The sequence below is a fragment of the Solwaraspora sp. WMMD792 genome (genome assembly GCF_029626105.1).
Lineage (GTDB): Bacteria > Actinomycetota > Actinomycetes > Mycobacteriales > Micromonosporaceae > Micromonospora_E.
In genome coordinates this window covers 3,345,761-3,361,292 of sequence record NZ_JARUBH010000009.1, presented here as the reverse complement: position 1 = coordinate 3,361,292, position 15,532 = coordinate 3,345,761, and the positions used below count along the sequence as shown (strand labels likewise).

The following is a 15,532-nucleotide window of genomic DNA, read 5'->3' as shown; positions in this document are numbered from 1 at the left end:
TTCGGTGACCGCCGGCTCCGCGCCGTACCCGCCGGGGCAGGTCACCGGGTCCGGCGGGAGCGGCGGCCGGGGTCAGCGGGAGTAGAACTCGACGACCAGCTGCTCGTCGCAGATGACCGGCACCTCGCGGCGGGCGGGCTCGCGGACCAGGGTCGCGGTCAGTTCGGTGAGGCTGACCGACAGGTACGGCGCACCCGGCCCCTCGCCGACGTGCGCCCCTGCGGCGGCGATCTGGAACGGCGGTTTGGTCCGGCTGCGTTCCCGGACCTGGACCACCTGACCCGGGCGCAGCCGGTACGACGGCCGGTCCACCTTGTGGCCGTCCACGGTGAAGTGGCCGTGGGCGACGAGCTGCCGCGCCTGGTAGATGGTGCGGGCCAGGCCGGCCCGGTGCACGATCGCGTCGAGGCGTCGCTCCAGCAACGTGACCAGGGCCTCGCCGGTCTTGCCGGTGCCGCGTACCGCGTCGTCGAAGGCGCGCCGCAGTTGGGTCTCGCTGACGTTGTACTGGTGCCGCAGGCGCTGCTTCTCCAGCAGCCGTACCTGGTAGTCGGAGGGCTTGCGGCGGGCGCGGCCGTGCACGCCGGGCGGGTACGGGCGCCGCTCGAAGTACCGGGTGCACTTGCGGGTCAGCGGGATGCCGAGGGCGCGGGAGATTCGCGCCTTGGGTCGTGGGTGGTTCACGTGGACGTCTCCGGGTTCAGTAGGTTAGCCTGCCCTCACTAAGGTGAGCCTAACTGATCTCGGAGGTCCGTGTCATGCAGCCCAGTCCCGCGGAGATCGCCCGGACGATGGCATCCGGCCGGCTGCCCGGCATGGCGCATGTCGCCTGCCGCCCCGGACCGCACGCCGTACGGCACGCGACCGACCCGATGGGGCGGATCCTGCTGCTCGCCACCGGGTCCGACCTGCTCGACGGCGCGCTGCGGCCGGTCGCCGGCACCGATGACACCGCCGTGGTGCTGGAAGTGGCCGACGTGCCGCCGGTGGCCGGTTCGCCGACCCATGGCCGGGTCTGGGTGTCCGGCTGGGTCGGCCCGCTCGACGGTGCCCCCGCCCGGATGGCCGCGCTGGACTTCGCCGACGTGCACGCCTGCCCCGACCTGCTCGACGTCGGCCGGGGTGCCACCCTGTACCGGATGGAGGTGGCCGAGGTCCGGCTGGAACGCTGCGGCGTCACCATCGACGTCGACCCGGACGAGTACGCCGCCGCCGAGCCCGACCCGATCGGCGCCATCGAGTCAGAGCTGCTCGTCGACCTCGCCGACCACCACCGGGCCGAGATGACCGCGTTCATCCGCCGGCAGTTGCGCGACGCCGGTCACCGGTCGCTGGCCGGGGATCCGCAGGTCGTCCGGATGGACCGGTACGGGTTCGTGGTCGCGCTCGGCCCGCACGGACCGCGCGCCCGGTTGGCCTTCCCGGCCCCGGTACGTGACCGCGCCGAACTCGCCCGTCTGCTGCACCCGGTGCTCTGCCGGCGCTGCGCTCCACCGGCCGCCGCCTGACGCGGGCGGCGAGGGCTCAGCCCGACGTCGTCTCGGCCGCCCCGGCCGCTGCGGTCAGCGGCCCCGTCAGGTAGCGCTGGATCGTCGGACCGACCGCTGCGGCGACCTCGTCGGCCGCCATGGTGGACAGCGGTGCCAACCGCAGGATGTACCGGACCACCAGCAGGCCGGCCATCTGCGAGGCCACCAGGGCGGACCGGACCGGCAGCTCCGCCTGGTCCAGGTCGAGTTGACCGAGCACCCGTCGGATGATCTGGGTGGTGACGAACTCGCGCATCAGCCGGGCGGTCCAGTCGTTGGTCAACGCCGACCGCAGCAGCGCCAGGGCAGCCACTCCGGCCGGCGAGTCCCAGACCCCCAGCACCAGTCGGACCAGCCGTTCGCCGACCTCCTCGGGCCCGCCCGCGAGCGCCTGCGGCAGCAGCTCGCCCGGATCCACCGGCGCGTCCATCGCGGCCAGGAACAGGTTGTCCTTGGTGCCGAAGTAGTGGTGCACCAGCGCCGGGTCCACGCCGGCCGCCGCCGCGATGGCGCGTACCGACGCCTGGTCGAAGCCGCGTTCACCGAAGACCTGCCGGGCGGCGGTCAGGATCGCCTCGCGGGTGTCCGGGTTGCCCGGTCGCCGGCCGGTGCGTCGTGCCATCGGTCGCGCTACTCCTGTCGCGTCGGGTTCAGCCGCTGCGGCGGCGCAGCGTCGCGGCGGCGAGCACCAACGCGGCCACCACCGCCCCGGCGACCACGGTCAGGTCACGCCAGAGCGTCGCGGTCGGCTCCGGACTCGCCCCGACCTCGGTCAACGCCGACACGGCGTAGGACAGCGGCAGGACGTTGCTGACCGCCTCCAGCCAGCCGGCCATCTCGTCGCGGGCGACGAACAGGCCGCAGAGCAGCAGCTGTGGGATCACCACCACCGGCATGAACTGTACGGCCTGGAACTCGGTGCGGGCGAAGGCGCTGCACAGTAGGCCGAGCGCCACCCCGAGCAGCGCGTCGAGCACCGCTATCGCGATCACCAGCGCCGGGCTGCCGGCGGTGGACAGGTCGAACAGCCAGTACGCCACAGCGCTGGCCACGGTGGCCTGCACAGCCGCCGCGAGCCCGAACGCGATGCCGTAGCCGAACAGTAGATCCAGCTTGCCCAGCGGGGTGGTGAGCAGCCGTTCCAGGGTGCCGCTGGTGCGTTCGCGCAGCATCGCGATGCTGGTCACCAGGAACATGATCACGAACGGGAAGACGCCGAGCATGACCAGGGCGACCCGGTCGAACAGCGCCGGCTGCCCGCCGGTGGCCGGCTGGTCGCCGTACATGTAGTAGAGCAGGGTCAGCAGCAGCGCCGGTACGACGACCAGCAGCGCGACGGTGCGCCGGTCGTGGCGCAGCTGGCGCAGCACGCGGCCGACGGTGGCGGCCAGGATTCTCGGGTTCACCGGTCTGCTCCTCGGCTCGGTTCGGTCGGCTGGCGGTCCCGGATCAGCCGCAGGAAGGCCTCGTCCAGGTCGTCGGTGCCGGCGGCGGCGCGCACCGCCGCCGGGGTGTCGTCGGCGACCAGCCGCCCGTCGCGGATCAGCAGCAGCCGGTCGCACCGGCCGGCCTCGTCCATCACGTGGCTGGAGACCAGCAGGGTGGTGCCGGCGGCGGCGAGGGCGTGGAACCGGGCCCACAGCTCGGCCCGCAGCACCGGGTCCTGGCCGACGGTCGGCTCGTCGAGCACGACCAGTTCGGGGCGGCCGACCAGCGCGCAGGCCAGCGAGGCGCGGCTGCGCTGTCCGCCGGACAGGTCGGCGACCAGCTGCCCGGCGGCGGCCGCCAGGCCGACGTCCGCCACGGCCCGGTCGGCGTCGGCCGCCGGCAGGCCGTACAGCGCGGCGAAGTACCGGGCGTTCTCCCGGACCGTGAGGTCGGCGTAGACGCTGGGCGCCTGGGTCAGATACCCGACGGTACGCCGCAGCTGCGGTGCCCCGGCCGGTCGGCCGAACACCCGGACCTGTCCGGACCGGACGGTCTGCACGCCGACGACCGCCCGCATCAGGGTGCTCTTACCGCTGCCGCTCGGGCCGAGTAGGCCGGTGACGCTGCCGCTGCCCACGGTGCACGAGATGCCGTGCAGCACGCGGCGCCGGCCGCGGTCGACCACGAGGTCGGTGACCTCGACGACAGGGTCCATGGCTGCCTCCGGATAACTCATCAGCTGTAGAACTCAACGATAGATGAATTATCTCGGCAGGTCGACTGGCCGGGCGGGGCGGGAACGGACCGCCCCGCCCGCAGCGGTCAGATCGCCAGCAGCCGGTCCAGGAACTCCCGGTACTGCCGCAACGCCATCCGCATCGACTCGGTGTCCGGCGTCTCGCTGTGCCGGTGCGGGTCGAGTTCGACCTGCTCGGCCAGCAGCCGCTCGGCCAGCGTACGGACGGTGTGCCCGACCAGCGACTGAGCCTGCGCCAGGGCGACCTCCGGTTCGTCGACGAACCGGGCCTTGATCTCGTGCCACTCGTCGCGCAGCTCGTCGGCGGCGTCCTCGGTCCAGATGGTGATCGGTGGCAGCGTCACGTCGCCCGGTCTCGCCGGCCGGGCCACTGCCGGCTGGTCGTCGTGCCCGGCCGCCGGCCCGGTCGACTCCTCCACTGTGGTCAGCATGGCAGCCCGCTCCTCCTCGTCGGCCTCCGGATCTTCGCCGAAGTCCTCGTCGTCCTCATCGTCGTCGAACTCGTCGTCCTCGTCCTCGTCGTCGAAGCCGTCGTCTGCGGCGTAGAACAGATCACCGGCGTCGCCGTGCGCGGTGACGGTCTCCTCGTCCTCGGCCGGGTCGTCGTCCGTCTCGGCTGTCGGTCCCGACCGCTCGTCGTCATCCGGGTCCGTCGCCGCGGCGGCCGGCCGGTCCGCCTCGACCGTCTCATCCGGCTCGACCGTCTTGTCCGGCTGGGCCGTCTCATCGGGCTCGACCGTCTGGTCCGCCGGAACATCGGTGTCGACCGGCTTGTCGGCCGCGACGGCCGGGCCAGCGGTCGGATCCCCGTCGCCGTTCCCGTCCTGGTCGTCGGCTGTGACGTCCTGGTCGTCGGCTGCGGCGTCTTGGTCGTCGGCTGCGGCGTCCTGGTCGACCGGCCCGGAATCCTCCCCGGCCGGTTCGGCGTCGGTCTCCGCCCGTTGCCCTGCCGACTGGCCGTCGTCCGCCTGGCCTTGCGCCTGGCCGGCCGCCGGTGTCGGCGGGACGCCCTGGGCCGGCGCCGTTGCGGCAGCCGGCCCGTCCCGGTCGTCGTCAGTCGAGTCGCCGGCCGCCTCGCCGTCGCCGCCGAGCAGTTGCGTGGCGATCGGCGGCAACGGGCTCGGGCCGTTGCGGTGGGCCGGCTTCGGCACGATCATCGGGATCTCCGTCGTCGCCTCGTTGATCGGATTGTCGTCGAGGGCGGGTCGGGGCGTCGGTACGGGAGTGCCGTGCACGGGACCCGGACCTGTGCCGGTCTCGTCCGGCTTCACCGGCCCGGCGTGCGCAGGGGTGGGGGTGGGCTGCATTGCTGATCCTCCGTCCGCTTCGGCGGGGCGACCCGGTCCCGGGGTGACCGGAGCCGTCCGCACGGGCGTGGTGCTGGGTGGTGCGCCGACTCGCTGCGCCGGCCGCGGCCGACAGGCCCGGCGGACACACATCACCGGCTCAGGCATGGAACCTGAGCGGAAGGTGCGATCGGCGGGCACCGGGGCCGGGGTCCGCCGAGCAGTGGGTGTGCCCGCAGACCTGGACCGTGGCGGCGCACCGCCAAGGTACTCCTGATGCCGCACCGGCACAGCCCCCGAACCGTCGATTCCGGCCGACCGCTGTCGGGCTCACGACACCGCATGCCGGACGCCGCGCCACGGCGGTCCGGGCGTACGGAACAATCGGGCACTGTGTCCGTACCAGATGAACCGGCAGCCGGCCCACCGACCACCGCCCGGCGGCCCACGCCCGGCGACCCGCCACGGCGCTCCGCGCTCGATCCGGCCGTCGCGGCCCGGCTGCGCCGCTCCGCCGACGGGCTGATCGCCGCCGTCGTGCAGCGGCACGGCACCGGCGAGGTGCTGATGATGGCGTGGATGGACGACGAGGCGCTGCACCGCACCCTCACCACCGGGCGGGCCACCTACTGGTCGCGCAGCCGGCAGGAATACTGGGTCAAGGGTGCCACCTCCGGGCACCACCAGTACGTGCGGTCGGTGCGGCTGGACTGCGACGGCGACGCGGTGCTGGTCACGGTCGAGCAGGTCGGTGCCGCCTGCCACACCGGGGCCGCCAACTGTTTCTTCGACGAGCTGCCGGTGACCGGCACCATCACCGACCCCCAGGAGGATCGATGATCACCGGTACGGTCAGCCCGGACGAGCCGACCTTTCAGACCCTGGCCGGGCAGCGCCGGGTGGTGCCGGTGACCCGGCGGCTGCTGGCCGACGGCGAGACCCCGGTCGGGGTGTACCGCAAGCTCGCCGGCGGACCCGGCACCTTCCTGCTGGAGTCCGCCGAACAGGGCGCCGGGTCGGCCGGTACCGCCTGGTCGCGCTACTCGTTCATCGGGGTACGCAGCGCGGCGACGCTGACCGAGTCCGGTGGCGGTGCGCACTGGCTCGGTGAGCCGCCCGACGGGGTGCCCACCGAAGGTGACCCGGTCGAGGTGCTGCGGGCGACCGTCGCCGCGTTGACCGGGCCGCCCCCGGACACCGACCCGGTCGGCGGCCTGCCGCCGCTGACCGGCGGCCTGGTCGGCTACCTCAGCTACGACTTCGTCCGCCGGCTGGAACGGATCCCCGAGCACACCGAGGACGATCTCGCGCTGCCCGAGTTCGGGTTGCTGCTCGCCACCGACCTGGTGGTGCTCGACCACTTCGACGGTACGGCGATCCTGGTCGCCAACGCGGTCCTGCCGGCGGCGGCCGACCCGGTCACCGCGGCAGCCGCCTACCACCACGCGATCGGCCGGCTCGACGCGATGACCACCGCCCTGTCCCGGCCCAACCCACCGATGGTGTCGATGATGGACGCGCCCGGTGCGCCCGGGCCGGCGGCCCGTAGCCGCACCGCCGCGGGCGCGTACCCCAAGGCCGTCGAGGAGGCCAAGGAGGCGATCCGGGCCGGCGAGTGCTTCCAGATCGTGCTGGCCCAGCGGTTCGAGCGGGACACCTCCGCCGACCCGCTGGACGTCTACCGGGTGCTGCGGGCGACCAACCCCAGCCCGTACATGTACCTGTTGCGGTTCGACGACTTCGACGTGGTGGGCTCGTCACCGGAGGCGCACCTCAAGGTCACCGTCACCACCGGCGGCACCCGGCGGGCGATGCTGCACCCGATCGCCGGCACCCGGCGGCGGGGGGCCACCCCGCAGGCCGACGCCGCCCTCGCCACCGAGCTGCTCAACGACCCGAAGGAACGGGCCGAGCATGTGATGCTGGTCGACCTGGGCCGCAACGACCTCGGCCGGGTCTGCCGGCCGGGCACCGTCGAGGTGCCCGAGTTCGCCACCGTCGAGCGGTACAGCCACGTGATGCACATCGTGTCGACGGTGGTGGGCGAGCTGCGCGAGGACCGGACCGCGTTCGACGCCCTGGCGGCTACCTTTCCGGCCGGCACCCTGTCCGGTGCGCCGAAGGTCCGGGCGATGGAGATCATCGAGGAGCTGGAGCCGACCCGCCGTGGCCTGTACGGCGGCACCGTCGGCTACTTCGGGTTCGGCGGCGACCTGGACATGGCGATCGCGATCCGGACCGCGCTGATCCGTGGCGGCCGCGCCTACGTGCAGGCCGGTGCGGGGATCGTGGCGGACTCGGACCCGGCCGCCGAGGAACGGGAGACGCAGAGCAAGGCGGCGGCGGTGCTGGTGGCGATCGCCGCCGCCGAGACGCTGCGTCCGGCCCGGTGACCGGCCCCGGCCTGTCGGCCGCGCCGGGGCGGGCGTTGGCCGGCGCCGTCGTCACCTGTCTGGCCGGTGCCGGCCTGGTGCTGTACGCCGCCGGGCGGGACTGGGCGGTCGAGGTGACCGGGCGCCCGGCGCCGCTGCCGGCCGTCGAGGTGGCCCGCACCGGTGCCGACGTGCTGCCGTGGCTGCCGGCGGTCGCTCTGGTCGGACTGGCCGGCACCGGCGCGGTGCTGGCCACCCGAGGGCTGGCCCGGCGGCTGGTCGGCGCGCTGCTCGCGGCCCTCGGCGTGGCGATGGCGGCCGGTGGGCTGATGGTGCTGCTCACTGGCGCCGGTCCGGCCGGTCCGACGACGGACAGCACCGTGTCGGCTCCGCAGTGGCCGGCGGCGACGGTGGTCGGTGCGGTGCTGCTCGCCGCCGGTGGGTCGGTCGCCGCGCTGCGCTCCCGGCACTGGCCGGCGATGGGCGCCCGGTACGAGCGAAGCCGGCCCGGTGGCGGCGGGTCCGGTGCTGACGGGTCCGGTCCGGGCGCCGACGGCCGGGCGGCCGGTCTGGGCGGCCGGTCTAGCCGGTCGACGCTGGACGCGTGGAACGCTCTGGACCGGGGCGAGGACCCGACCGACGACGACCCGGGCGCCGACCGGTGACGGCTGCGGTAGCGGTGGCGGCTTCAGCGATGGCGGTTGGCTCATCAGCGGCGTCGGATACCTCGACGGACCGGGCGGCGGTGAGCGTGGCCACCAGCCGGCGGATCTCGTCCCGCTGGTGGGCACGGGCCCGGTCGGCGCAGATCGCCTCCCAGGCATTGCCCTTGGCGGTACGTACCCGGTGATCGCCGATCACGGCGCGTTCCATGGTATGCACGACCTCGGCGGCCAGCGAGACCACGGCCCGGGGGATGGCGATCAGGTCGACGTTGGCGTCCCGTGGTGTGCTGCTCATGGCGTCCCCCAGGTGGTTGCGCGGCCGGCGGCTACCGCCGACCAGTCTGCCCGAACCCCATGCTGACCGGAGGCTGTTTCACGGCGGTGACCCGCAGGTCAACTATCGCCCAACGGGGCGGGTGGCACCCGTACCGCCGGTGTTGATCTGCACCACAGCGGAGCCGGCACCGCCGACACGATATGATCAGCGTCGATGGGATCCGGTGCTGCCCGGGTGGCCCGGCCCGCTGGGAGCCGTTGGCACGGTGGGTGATGCTCTTCTCACAAAAGATGGGCATTATGCCCCAGCCCAGATGGTGAGGCGCGCCATACCCCCGACTCCAGCTCACCTGCGCCGCCACCTAGCATCGGGCGCATGACACCCGGAGAGGGGAGTCCGTTGGTGACTGCTGACCAGGAGGACAGCGCCGGACCGTCGGCGCCGGCGCTCGGAGTGCTCGACGAGATCATCGCCGGCGTCCGAGCCGAGGTTCAACGCCGCGAAGGGCTGGTCCCGCTGAGCCGGATCCGTGAGCTCGCCGCCGCCGCGCCACCACCGATCGACGCCTGCGCAGCGCTGCGCAAGCCCGGGGTCGGGGTGATCGCCGAGGTCAAGCGGGCCTCGCCGTCGAAGGGTGCGCTGGCCGACATCCCGGACCCGGCCGACCTTGCCTCGGAGTACGCCGCCGGTGGCGCCCGCTGCATCAGCGTGCTGACCGAGCAGCGCTGGTTCGGCGGCTCACTGGACGACCTCACCGCCGTACGGGCCGCCGTCGACGTGCCGGTGCTGCGCAAGGACTTCATCGTCTCCAGCTACCAGGTGCACGAGGCCCGCGCCTACGGCGCCGACCTGGTCCTGCTGATGGTGGTCGCGTTGGAGCAGAACGTGCTGGTCGGTCTGCTGGAGCGGATCGAGTCGCTGGGCATGACCGCGCTGGTCGAGGTGCACACCGAGGAGGAGGCCGACCGGGCCCTCGAAGCCGGTGCCCAGGTCATCGGGGTCAACGCCCGTGACCTGCGCACCCTGGAGGTGGACCGGTCGGTGTTCGAGCGGATCGCGCCAGGGCTGCCGAACAGCGTCGTCAAGATCGCCGAGTCGGGGGTGCGCGGGCCGCACGACCTGATCCGGTACGCGTCGGCCGGCGCCGACGCCGTCCTGGTCGGTGAGGGCCTGGTGACCCAGAAGAGCCCCCGGGACGCGGTCGCCGAGCTGGTCAACGCCGGCAACCATCCGGCGACGCCGAGGCCGGTCCGATGAGCGCCCCGAACGCCACCGGCGTCGACGCGCCCGGCACCGGTGCGCGGCCCGCCGCGCTGCCCGACGACACCGGCCACTTCGGCCGGTACGGCGGGCGGTTCGTGCCCGAAGCGCTGATCGCCGCCCTCGACGAGCTGGACGTCGCGTACCGGCAGGCGATGGCCGACGACGGCTTCCGGGCCGACTTCGACCGGCTGCTGCGCGACTACGCCGGCACCCCGTCGCTGCTCTACCGGGCCGAGCGGCTGTCCGCGCAGGTCGGCGCGACGGTGCTGCTCAAGCGGGAGGACCTCAACCACACCGGCGCGCACAAGGTGCGCAACGTGCTCGGCCAGGCGTTGCTGACCCGGCGGATGGGCAAGCCCCGGATCATCGCCGAGACCGGCGCCGGGCAGCACGGGGTGGCCAGCGCCACCGCCGCCGCCCTGCTGGACCTCGAATGCGTGGTCTACATGGGCGAGGTGGACACCGAACGGCAGGCGCTCAACGTGGCCCGGATGCGGATGCTCGGCGCCACCGTGGTGCCGGTGACCAACGGGTCGCGCACCCTCAAGGACGCGCTCAACGAGGCGCTGCGCGACTGGGTGGCCAGCGTCGACCACACCCACTACCTGATCGGCACCGCCGCCGGGCCGCACCCGTTCCCGGCGATGGTCCGTGACTTCGTGCGCGGCATCGGCGACGAGGCCCGCCAGCAGTGCCTGGACAGCCTCGGCGCGCTCCCGGACGCGGTCACCGCCTGCGTCGGCGGCGGCTCCAACGCCATCGGCATCTTCCACGCCTTCGTCGGCGACGACCAGGTCCGGCTGTACGGCTTCGAGGCCGGCGGCGACGGGGTGGCCACCGGCCGGCACGCGGCCAGCATCACCGGCGGGGCGTCCGGGGTGCTGCACGGGGCCCGCACCTACCTGCTGCAGGACGCCGACGGGCAGACCCTGGACTCGCACTCGATCTCGGCCGGCCTGGACTACCCGGCGGTCGGTCCGGAGCACGCCTGGCTGCACGACGTCGGCCGGGCCCGCTACCAGCCGGTCACCGACGCCGAGGCGATGGCGGCGTTCCAGCTGCTCTGCCGCACCGAGGGGATCATCCCGGCGATCGAGAGCGCACACGCGCTCGCCGGCACCCTGCGGATCATCCCGGAACTCACCGCCGAGCTGGGGCGCGAGCCGACCATCGTGGTCAACCTCTCCGGCCGCGGCGACAAGGACGTGCACACCGCCGGCGCCTACTTCGGCATCCTCGACGGGCAGGACCGACTCGACGGGCAGGACCGATGAGCATCTCGGTGGCGTTCGACAAGGCCCGGGCCGAGGGCCGCGCCGTGCTGGTCGGCTGCATGCCGGCCGGCTTCCCCAGCGTCGACGACAGCATCGTCGCGATGCGGGCGATGGTCGACGCCGGAGTCGACGTCATCGAGGTCGAGCTGCCCTACTCCGACCCGGTGATGGACGGCCCGGTGATCCAGCGGGCCAGCGACATCGCCCTGGCCGGCGGGGTCCGCACCGCCGACGCGCTGCGGATCATCGAGGCGGTCGCCGCGACCGGCGCGCCGGTGGTCACCATGACCTACTGGAACCCGATCGAGCGGTACGGCGTGGACGCCTTCGCCCGCGACCTGGCAGCGGCCGGCGGCACCGGGCTGATCACCCCGGACCTGATCCCGGACGAGGCGGACGAGTGGCTGGCCGCCTCGGACGCGTACGGCCTGGACCGGACCTTCCTCGTCTCGCCGTCGTCGACCGACGCCCGGCTGGCGATGACCGTGCGGCACTGCCGGGGTTTCGTCTACGCCACCGCGCTGATGGGTGTCACCGGGGCCCGCGAGCAGTCCTCCGGCGCGGCACCGACCCTGGTCGGCCGGCTGCGCCAGGTCACCGACCTGCCGGTCGGCGTCGGTCTCGGGGTGGGCAACGGCACCCAGGCGGCCGAGGTCGGTTCGTTCGCCGACGGAGTGATCGTCGGCAGCGCGTTGATCCGGTGCCTGCTGGACGCGGCCGATCTGCCCGCCGGGCTGGCCGCACTGCGTTCGCTCAGCGGTGAGCTCGCCGCCGGCGTACGCGCGGTGACCCGGTGAAGCGGGTCGGGCGACCCGGTGCGGTGTCCCGGTGAGCCGGCGACACGCCTGACGCTGGCGACCGGGGGTCCCTGGTTCGGGGGTCACGACGGTAGCGTGTGCACCCGTGACACTCGCCGCGATCCCCAGCCCGGCCACCGCTGTCTGGCAACTTGGTCCAATTCCCATCCGGGCGTACGCGCTCTGCATAGTCCTCGGCATCGTGGTGGCCAGCGCGGTCACCGAGTACCGGCTCCGCCAGCGCGGGGTCCGGCCGTGGGCGGTGCTGGACATCGCCATCTGGGCGGTGCCGTTCGGCATCCTCGGTGCCCGGCTCTATCACGTCATCTCCTCGCCGCAGGCGTACTTCGGCGCCAACGGCAACCCGATCGAGGCGTTCTACATCTGGCAGGGCGGTCTCGGTATCTGGGGCGCCGTCGCCGGTGGCGCGGTCGGTGCCTGGCTGGCCGCCCGCCAACTGGGCATCCCGCTCAGCGTGGTCGCCGACGCGCTCGCCCCCGGCCTGCCGCTCGCCCAGGCCGTCGGCCGGTTCGGCAACTGGTTCAACAACGAGCTGTACGGCGGCCCGACCACGTTGCCGTGGGGCCTGCAGGTGCACCAGATGGACCGCAGCAACCCCGGTCAGGCGCTGCGCGACCCGGAGGGCAACCCGGTGCTGGAGCCGGGGCTCTACCATCCGACCTTCCTGTACGAGGCGATCTGGAACGTCGGTGTCGCCGCGCTGGTGCTGCTCGCCGAACGCCGCTGGAAGCTCGGTGCCGGTCGGGCCTTCGCGGTGTACGTGGCGGGCTACACCGCCGGCCGGTTCTGGATCGAGATCATGCGTACCGATCCCGCGAACGAGTTCTTCGGCGTGCGGGTCAACGTGTTCACCTCGGTGCTGATCTTCCTCGGCGCGCTGGTCTATCTCGTCCGGGTACGCGGCCCGCAGCAGTTCCTCGTCCCGTTGGACGCCGAGGGCCGGCCGTTGCCGCCTGTCGGCGCGTCGACCCCGGCCGACGGCGGTTCGACCGACGCCGGGTCGGGCACCGCCGAGCCGACCGAAAGCGGGGCGGCCGGGTCCGGGGCAACCGGTGGGGTGTCCCAGGTCGACGTCTCGGGCAAGAAACCCACCGCCGAGTTGGCCGCCGGCTACCGAGTGGTCACCGAGGAACAGTTCCGGCGGTACGAGAGCACCGGTGAGCTGCCGGCCGAGACCACCGCCGGAACCGACACCGGCAGCACCACCGACACCGGCAGCACCACCGATCCCGGCGCGGACGCTGCCGACGACGATGTCGCCGAGACCGACGCCGACGCCAAGACCGGCACCGAGACCGGAGCCGACGCCGACGCCAAGACCGACGCCAAGACCGACGCCGAGACCGGAGCCGGCACCGGCACCGGCAAGACCGGAAGCTGACCGCCGGTCGGCGGGCGCCGACCGACCGGGGGAAGAGGGGGCGGGATGCGTACTGCGGTCGTGGTGGGGGCGGGCATCGGCGGTCTGGCGGTCGCCGGTGCCCTGGCCCGCACCGGTTGGCGGGTCACCTTGCTGGAACGTGAGGACCGGGTCCGGTCCGACGGCACCGCCCTGGTGCTCTGGCCCAACGGTGTCCGCGCGTTGCGGGCGTTGGGCCTCGGCGCCGGGCTGGAGGCGATCGCCACCCCGGTGTCGCACACCGGGGTACGCCGCCCCGACGGGCAGTGGCTGGTGCAGCCCCGGCCGCAGCCGGAGGATCGGGCCCCGGTGGTGGTGCACCGGGAGGATCTGCACGACGCGTTGATCGCCGGTCTCGGCGAGCAGGCCGAGATCCGCACCGGGGTGACCGTGAAGGGCCTGCGACCGGCGGTGGACCGGCCGGCGGTGACCATCGGCCGGGGCGTCGTCGAGGCCGATCTGGTGGTGGCGGCGGACGGCGTGCACAGCGCGCTGCGTCCGGCGTTGGCCCCGGGCAGTTCGGTGGTCAGCTCCGGGTGCTCGGCCTGGCGGGCGGTGATTCCCTGGTACCGGGCACCGCAGCTGGCCGCCGGCCAGGTCGGCGGCGAGATACTCGGCGCCGGCTACCGGTTCGTCTCGGCGTCGTTGGGTGAACGGGGTTCGGCCGGCGGCTCCAGTCGGGGCGGCATCTACTGGGTGGCGACCGCCGCCGGGGCCTCCCGCCCGGAGCCGCCGGCGACCCAGCTGACCCTGCTGCGCCGCTGGTTCGCCGGCTGGCCGGCCCCGGTGGGCGAGCTGCTCGCCGCCACCGAGCCGGCCGACCTGGTCCAGCAGGAGGTCCGCGAGCTGCGGCCGCTGCCCCCGGCGTACGGGTTTCCGGTCGGGCCGGGCGGTGTGGTGCTGCTCGGTGACGCGGCGCACGCGATGCCGCATCATCTCGGGCAGGGCGCGTGCCTGGCGTTCGAGGACGCGGCGACGCTGTGCGCCCTGGTCCGGGACACCGTGCCGGGGCCGGCGCTGGCCGCGGCGGTCGACTCGTACAGCCGGTTGCGCCGGCCGCGGGCGGTGGCGATGGTGCGCCAGACCCGGCGGATGGCGGCGGTGCTGTCGGCGCGGGGCCGGCTGGCGCTGCGGGCCCGGGACGCCACGCTCGGCACGATCAGCCCTCGCCTGATGGGCAGTGTGGCCGCCACCGCAGCGCAGTGGCAGCCGCCGCCGTCCTGACTGTCGCCCGGCTGACCGGGCCGGTCGTCGGCGGCGAGTGGGCCGGTCAGCCGCCGGGGTGGGCGGTGGGCTCGGCGATGCAGGAGGTGCCCACTCGGCGGAAGCCGAGTCGGTGGTAGAGCATCGCCACGTCGTCGTCGCCGGCGGCCAGGAAGATCAGGTCGACGCCGGCGGCGAGCGCGTGCCGGGCCAGCGCGGCGGTGATAGCAGACGCCAGGCCCTGGCGGCGGGCCGGCGCCACGGTGCCGACGCCGACGATCTCGGCGACGTCGTCGACCCGGTTGAGCGATCCGACGGCGGCCGGCTGCCCGCCAGCGGGCAGCTCAGCCGAGGGCAGCCCGGCCAGGGCGATGGTGTGGCTGCCGGCGGCGATCGCCGACCGTTCGTGGTCGACCAGGGTGTCCGGCAGGACCGGGTCGGCGGCCGCCGCCGCGACAGGTGAGGCCGCCGGGGCCGTCGTGGCCAGCGGTTCGATGCTGTCCGGTGGGGCTGCCGGGGCGGCGGTGGCGAGCCCGCCGGATGCCGGCGCGGGCTGCCCGGTCAGGTCCGGCGCACCGCCGCCGGGACCGCCATTGTCGACAGTGGGAAATGTCACTGTAACAATCTCGGGGGTGTCGGCGCCGACGGTCGGCAGTCCGGTGCCGGTGCCGTCGGACGGGGCGAACGCGGCCTGGGCGATGGTGAACCAGGTGGTGAGATCGGCCGCGAAGTCGGGTGAGTCCGGGTCGAGCAGCCGTACCGGCCGGTCGGCGAACCGGTCAACCGGGGGCAGAGCGGTCGGGTCGAGCACCATCAGCGGTGCCTGCCGCACGCCGAGCCCGGCCGACCGGGCCACCGCCAGCAGGTCCGGGTTGATCTCGTGGATCCATTCGAAGGACTCGGGAAGGCCCAGTTCGCGTTGTCGGGCGCGTACGGTGGTGATGTCGGCGGCGGCCGGCGGCGCGGTCACGCCTACCCGGGGGCGGGCGTAGAACGGCCAACCCGCCTCCCCATTCCGCACGAAAAGTACATAGTCACCCAGCTCTTCGGGGCGGGCGGCAGCACGCGGTACGGCATCGCAGAACCGGTCCAGCCGGCCGAGGAGTTCGTTCTCCTGGTTGGCCACCTTGTGAGACTACACGTCCCATACAATGGACGTGTGATCAATTCGCACTGGTGATGTCCGGTGGCCCCTCACGTAGACTCAGAAAACTCTCCAGGGCCGACGTCGTCCCGAAATCTGTTCATGCGCGAGTGACGA

The 15,532-nt window shown here is 73.7% G+C and carries 15 protein-coding genes and 1 pseudogene; 9 read left to right on the top strand and 7 right to left on the bottom strand.

What is annotated here, in order from left to right; translation table 11 throughout:
• Positions 1-72: 72 nt before the first annotated feature.
• Positions 73-684 (bottom strand): 30S ribosomal protein S4, encoded by a 612-nt coding sequence (gene rpsD / locus O7629_RS16185; RefSeq protein ID WP_278170157.1) that lies wholly within the window; start codon positions 682-684, stop codon positions 73-75.
• 74 nt (positions 685-758) lie between these two features.
• Between rpsD and O7629_RS16180 the strand changes: the two genes are divergently transcribed.
• Positions 759-1,508 (top strand): DUF2470 domain-containing protein, encoded by a 750-nt coding sequence (locus O7629_RS16180; RefSeq protein ID WP_278170156.1) that lies wholly within the window; start codon positions 759-761, stop codon positions 1,506-1,508.
• A gap of 16 nt (positions 1,509-1,524) precedes the next feature.
• Here the strand turns inward: O7629_RS16180 and O7629_RS16175 are convergent, their stop codons facing one another.
• From O7629_RS16175 to O7629_RS16160, 4 genes are all read right to left on the bottom strand, one after another.
• The gene (locus O7629_RS16175; protein ID WP_278170155.1) at positions 1,525-2,151 is read right to left on the bottom strand and encodes a TetR family transcriptional regulator; all 627 of its coding nucleotides are present in this window, start codon (positions 2,149-2,151) and stop codon (positions 1,525-1,527) included.
• A gap of 28 nt (positions 2,152-2,179) precedes the next feature.
• Entirely contained in the window at positions 2,180-2,935 is a 756-nt protein-coding gene (locus O7629_RS16170; protein WP_278170154.1) for an ABC transporter permease, read from the bottom strand.
• Positions 2,932-3,672: an ABC transporter ATP-binding protein gene (locus O7629_RS16165; protein WP_278170153.1), complete on the bottom strand. Its 741-nt coding sequence runs from the start codon at positions 3,670-3,672 to the stop codon at positions 2,932-2,934. The genes O7629_RS16170 and O7629_RS16165 overlap by 4 nt, the downstream gene beginning before the upstream one ends.
• A gap of 107 nt (positions 3,673-3,779) precedes the next feature.
• Positions 3,780-5,021, bottom strand: a complete 1,242-nt coding sequence (locus O7629_RS16160; RefSeq protein WP_278170152.1) for a hypothetical protein — start codon at positions 5,019-5,021, stop codon at positions 3,780-3,782.
• Between the two features lie 372 nt (positions 5,022-5,393).
• Here O7629_RS16160 and hisI point away from each other — a divergent pair, with 372 nt between their 5' ends.
• Genes hisI through O7629_RS16145 form a run of 3 tightly spaced genes read left to right on the top strand, consistent with a single transcriptional unit; the run spans position 5,394 to position 8,037 of the window.
• A complete protein-coding gene (gene hisI / locus O7629_RS16155; protein WP_278170151.1) occupies positions 5,394-5,840 on the top strand; it encodes a phosphoribosyl-AMP cyclohydrolase in 447 nt (148 codons plus the stop codon).
• Positions 5,837-7,393: an anthranilate synthase component I gene (locus tag O7629_RS16150; RefSeq protein ID WP_278170150.1), complete on the top strand. Its 1,557-nt coding sequence runs from the start codon at positions 5,837-5,839 to the stop codon at positions 7,391-7,393. The genes hisI and O7629_RS16150 overlap by 4 nt, the downstream gene beginning before the upstream one ends.
• The gene (locus O7629_RS16145; RefSeq protein WP_278170149.1) at positions 7,390-8,037 is read left to right on the top strand and encodes a Trp biosynthesis-associated membrane protein; all 648 of its coding nucleotides are present in this window, start codon (positions 7,390-7,392) and stop codon (positions 8,035-8,037) included. The genes O7629_RS16150 and O7629_RS16145 overlap by 4 nt, the downstream gene beginning before the upstream one ends.
• A gap of 67 nt (positions 8,038-8,104) precedes the next feature.
• Here O7629_RS16145 and O7629_RS16140 read toward each other — a convergent pair.
• Positions 8,105-8,332: pseudogene (locus O7629_RS16140) on the bottom strand (hypothetical protein); the annotation flags it as partial.
• A 435-nt stretch (positions 8,333-8,767) separates the two neighbouring features.
• Here O7629_RS16140 and trpC point away from each other — a divergent pair.
• From trpC to O7629_RS16115, 5 genes are all read left to right on the top strand, one after another.
• Complete coding sequence (gene trpC, locus O7629_RS16135; protein ID WP_278174552.1) at positions 8,768-9,571, top strand: indole-3-glycerol phosphate synthase TrpC; 804 nt, start codon at positions 8,768-8,770, stop codon at positions 9,569-9,571.
• Positions 9,568-10,851, top strand: a complete 1,284-nt coding sequence (gene trpB, locus O7629_RS16130) for a tryptophan synthase subunit beta (RefSeq protein WP_278170148.1) — start codon at positions 9,568-9,570, stop codon at positions 10,849-10,851. The genes trpC and trpB overlap by 4 nt, the downstream gene beginning before the upstream one ends.
• Positions 10,848-11,648, top strand: a complete 801-nt coding sequence (gene trpA / locus O7629_RS16125) for a tryptophan synthase subunit alpha (RefSeq protein ID WP_278170147.1) — start codon at positions 10,848-10,850, stop codon at positions 11,646-11,648. The genes trpB and trpA overlap by 4 nt, the downstream gene beginning before the upstream one ends.
• A 121-nt stretch (positions 11,649-11,769) precedes the next feature.
• Positions 11,770-13,050 (top strand): prolipoprotein diacylglyceryl transferase, encoded by a 1,281-nt coding sequence (gene lgt, locus O7629_RS16120; protein WP_278174551.1) that lies wholly within the window; start codon positions 11,770-11,772, stop codon positions 13,048-13,050.
• Positions 13,051-13,095: 45 nt separating this feature from the next.
• Positions 13,096-14,292 (top strand): NAD(P)/FAD-dependent oxidoreductase, encoded by a 1,197-nt coding sequence (locus O7629_RS16115; protein ID WP_278170146.1) that lies wholly within the window; start codon positions 13,096-13,098, stop codon positions 14,290-14,292.
• A 46-nt stretch (positions 14,293-14,338) separates the two neighbouring features.
• On the opposite strand, the gene O7629_RS16110 is transcribed toward O7629_RS16115, so the two are convergent.
• Positions 14,339-15,397 carry a GNAT family N-acetyltransferase gene (locus O7629_RS16110; RefSeq protein ID WP_278170145.1) on the bottom strand — a complete coding sequence of 353 codons (1,059 nt, stop codon included), beginning with the start codon at positions 15,395-15,397 and terminating at the stop codon, positions 14,339-14,341.
• Positions 15,398-15,532: the final 135 nt, after the last annotated feature.

Coding starts and splice junctions, on each gene's coding strand:
- O7629_RS16180 (WP_278170156.1), top strand. CDS start 759: ATGCAGCCCAGTCCCGCGGAGATCGCCCGGACGATGGCATCCGGCCGG.
- O7629_RS16175 (WP_278170155.1), bottom strand. CDS start 2,151: ATGGCACGACGCACCGGCCGGCGACCGGGCAACCCGGACACCCGCGAG.
- O7629_RS16165 (WP_278170153.1), bottom strand. CDS start 3,672: ATGGACCCTGTCGTCGAGGTCACCGACCTCGTGGTCGACCGCGGCCGG.
- O7629_RS16160 (WP_278170152.1), bottom strand. CDS start 5,021: ATGCAGCCCACCCCCACCCCTGCGCACGCCGGGCCGGTGAAGCCGGAC.
- O7629_RS16150 (WP_278170150.1), top strand. CDS start 5,837: ATGATCACCGGTACGGTCAGCCCGGACGAGCCGACCTTTCAGACCCTG.
- trpB (WP_278170148.1), top strand. CDS start 9,568: ATGAGCGCCCCGAACGCCACCGGCGTCGACGCGCCCGGCACCGGTGCG.
- trpA (WP_278170147.1), top strand. CDS start 10,848: ATGAGCATCTCGGTGGCGTTCGACAAGGCCCGGGCCGAGGGCCGCGCC.
- O7629_RS16115 (WP_278170146.1), top strand. CDS start 13,096: ATGCGTACTGCGGTCGTGGTGGGGGCGGGCATCGGCGGTCTGGCGGTC.